Here is a 2920-nt window from a genome sequence, read left to right as displayed (position 1 = left end):
GCTTATAAATTGAGTTTGATAGTCGTAACGCATAAGTCAGTAGTTTCGACATTTATGGACAAGTTTAATTACTTGATTAGAAATTTAGAAAAATTTAGATTAAATACATCGGATTTAAAACAAGAAATGAGTCACTTAAAAACAATGTTTAAAAACCCAATTAAACAAGTGGGGAATGACTTATATGAAAACTTTAAGTAGATTTTTAATTTTATTTTAATGTCCGCAAAGTAGGTTTGAAAAAATTAGTTTGCCAACCAATCCAAATATAAATAAAGCTTAAAAAAATAGATTCTAATTTTTAAAATAAGATCCGTAAGGTTAATTTAAAAATATATTACTATTTAATTTTTACTTTCGAAATATATAGATTTACAAAAAAATAATAGCAAAGTATGACACTTTGTTAATTTTCCTGATTCCTGTTTTAAATTTTTTAGGTCTTAAAAAACATATTTGATATCTTAAGTTTAAGAAACATTTTTAAACTATAAAAATGTTGCAATTTGATTAAGAATTAACAAGCTAAATAGTTATATTAATTATTAGAAGTCCAATTTAATGAATTTTTTAAATAATATTTAAAATTGCAATGTAATTTTTTTGCTTAGTATATAAGCAGAAAGAAGAATATGAAGAAAATAATCGATGTTACGGAAAGTGAATATTTGTCACTTTTTTTAGGAAATTTAATTATTAAAAAAGAACAAGGTAAAATCACAATACCAACTAATGATATTGATAGTATTATTTTCGAAAATAATAAAACAACAATATCAATACCACTAATTAATAAATTTATAAAAGAAAAAGTTAACATAATTATATGCAACGAAAAACATCTGCCTCAGGCGCAAATTATTCCGTTTGATAATTATTATAATAACAAAGTATTTTTATCTCAATTAACTTGAGATGAGAATTACAAAGCCATAACCTGAAAAAATATTATTAAATTAAAGATTTCTAATCAACTTAATTTGTTAGTAAATTTTAATTTAGTTAATGATGAAGATTATCAAAAATTTAAAAATTATATTTTAGATGTCAAAATTGGTGATTTATCTAACCGCGAGGCTCATGCAGCTAAACTTTATTATAAAAATATTTTTGGAGCTGATTTTAAAAGAGAAAGAAATAACTTTGATGATGATATTAATGCGATGCTAAATTATGGGTATACGATTTTACTATCATTTTATAGTCGGTCAATTAATGGGCGTGGCTTTGATAATCGCATTGGCGTTTTTCATAAAAGCTTTAATAACCCTTATAGTTTAGCATGCGATCTAATGGAAATAGCTAGAGTGTTTATTGACTATGTTGTATATCAGTATTTAATCAAAAAAGCTAATTATCAAGAAGTGAATTGAAAAATTTTTAAGCAAATGCTATATGAATTTTTTGATGAGCACATTAATGTCAATAATAAGCATATAAAAATTCGCGATTATATTGATTATTCAGTTAAAAAAATATTAGAAAATTGTTCATTAGAAGAGTTAATCATTGATTGAAATTCAAAGTAGATTTATGCGAATAATTGTTATGTATGATATTTCGATGGACGATGATAATATCGCTTATTATAATAAATTTAGAAATGAACTAATTAAATTAGGTTATAGCATGATTCAATATTCAATCTATGTTAAATGTATATCAGCTCACACCCAATATCCTTATGAAAAGGATAAACTAATAAAAATCGTTCCAAAAAAATCAAATGTGAGAATTTTATTAGTAACAGAAAGTCAATATCAAAATATTGAAATCATTAATGGCGAAAAATCACTAAATGAATATTACTTGGATAAAAAAATATATTTAGAGGTATAAATTATGTTAGAAATAGTAAAATTTAGTCATCTTTTAGATTATGACTATCAAGGAATTAGAGTTATTGAAAGCAGTAACTCTTTAGCTTTTTTAGCTATGTTAATTAATCATGAAAATCAAAATAATCAACCAAGTCTTTTAATTAATAATAAAGGCTATTTTGTTAATGAAAGTATTATTATTAATCCATTATCAAAAGTTATTGATATCCTTAACTTTAGCAGCAAAAATAGTTTATATAAAATGTTTATAAAAGACAGTAGAATTGATCAAGAAAATTTAATCAAAAGTGATTTATTATCTGAAGTATTAAATTTTTATACAAATTTAGTTGCTGAAGATTTTATTTATCTTAATTTAGATAAATCAAAGTTAGTTAAATTTTTATTCCAACTAAATGATCAGAAATTGATTAATAAAGATATTTTATTTAAGTTTTTTGATTTAACAAATCAATTAGATAAGCAACTTGTAATTATCGCTAATTTTGATAATATCAATATTAGTGAGTTGGTTACTTTTACTAATAAATTTAACTTTATTATATTAACTAACAATATTTGAGATATTTGTAATAGCTTTGAAGAGTTGGAAGTTTGTTCAATTTTTGATAATAAAACATTTATCAATATTGATAATGTATCTTTAATTAAAGAAATACTTATGCAAAAGTTCAATGTTGATGACATTGAAAAAATCAAAGAAAGTAAAACATTGCAAAATGCAATAAAATCAATCATTTTAGATTAATTTTTAATCGAATTTGAACGTTTTTATACAAGAGTTCATTAAATTGTAACAAGAATGAGCCACCTAACATATATAGTAAAATGTTATAGGTGGTTTTATTATGTGCGAAATAGAATTAAACTATTTTCAATTAAATAGAAAACAAAAATTATTAGATGTTATAACTACATATTCTGATTTAACAAATAAGCAATTATCCTTAAGGGCAAAATGTTCAATGTCAACCATAAAAAGATTAAAACAAGAATTAAGAAATGCCAAATTATGCAAAAAGAGGTTAACTTAGCACATGGCAATCAATGAGGCGATAGAAAAAAGATTTACAGTAATG

At 22.6% G+C, this 2920-nt stretch carries 5 protein-coding genes; all 5 read left to right on the top strand.

Annotated features, from left to right (window positions below; genetic code table 4):
- Positions 1 to 201, top strand: a 201-nt coding sequence (locus ACWXVQ_RS03165) for a hypothetical protein (protein ID WP_456013595.1), incomplete at its 5' end; no start/stop codon positions are given.
- Positions 202 to 632: 431 nt separating this feature from the next.
- Positions 633 to 1529, top strand: a complete 897-nt coding sequence (gene cas1 / locus ACWXVQ_RS03160; RefSeq protein WP_456013594.1) for a type II CRISPR-associated endonuclease Cas1 — start codon at positions 633 to 635, stop codon at positions 1527 to 1529.
- 4 nt (positions 1530 to 1533) lie between these two features.
- Positions 1534 to 1839, top strand: a complete 306-nt coding sequence (gene cas2, locus ACWXVQ_RS03155; RefSeq protein ID WP_438340428.1) for a CRISPR-associated endonuclease Cas2 — start codon at positions 1534 to 1536, stop codon at positions 1837 to 1839.
- 3 nt (positions 1840 to 1842) lie between these two features.
- On the top strand, positions 1843 to 2589 hold the full coding sequence (locus tag ACWXVQ_RS03150; RefSeq protein WP_456013593.1) for a hypothetical protein: 747 nt from the start codon (positions 1843 to 1845) through the stop codon (positions 2587 to 2589).
- 100 nt (positions 2590 to 2689) lie between these two features.
- Complete coding sequence (locus tag ACWXVQ_RS03145; protein WP_455966412.1) at positions 2690 to 2875, top strand: hypothetical protein; 186 nt, start codon at positions 2690 to 2692, stop codon at positions 2873 to 2875.
- Positions 2876 to 2920 lie beyond the last annotated feature (45 nt).

This window comes from Mycoplasma sp. 527 (assembly GCF_053851595.1).
This window is presented reverse-complemented; position numbering and strand designations above follow the sequence as displayed.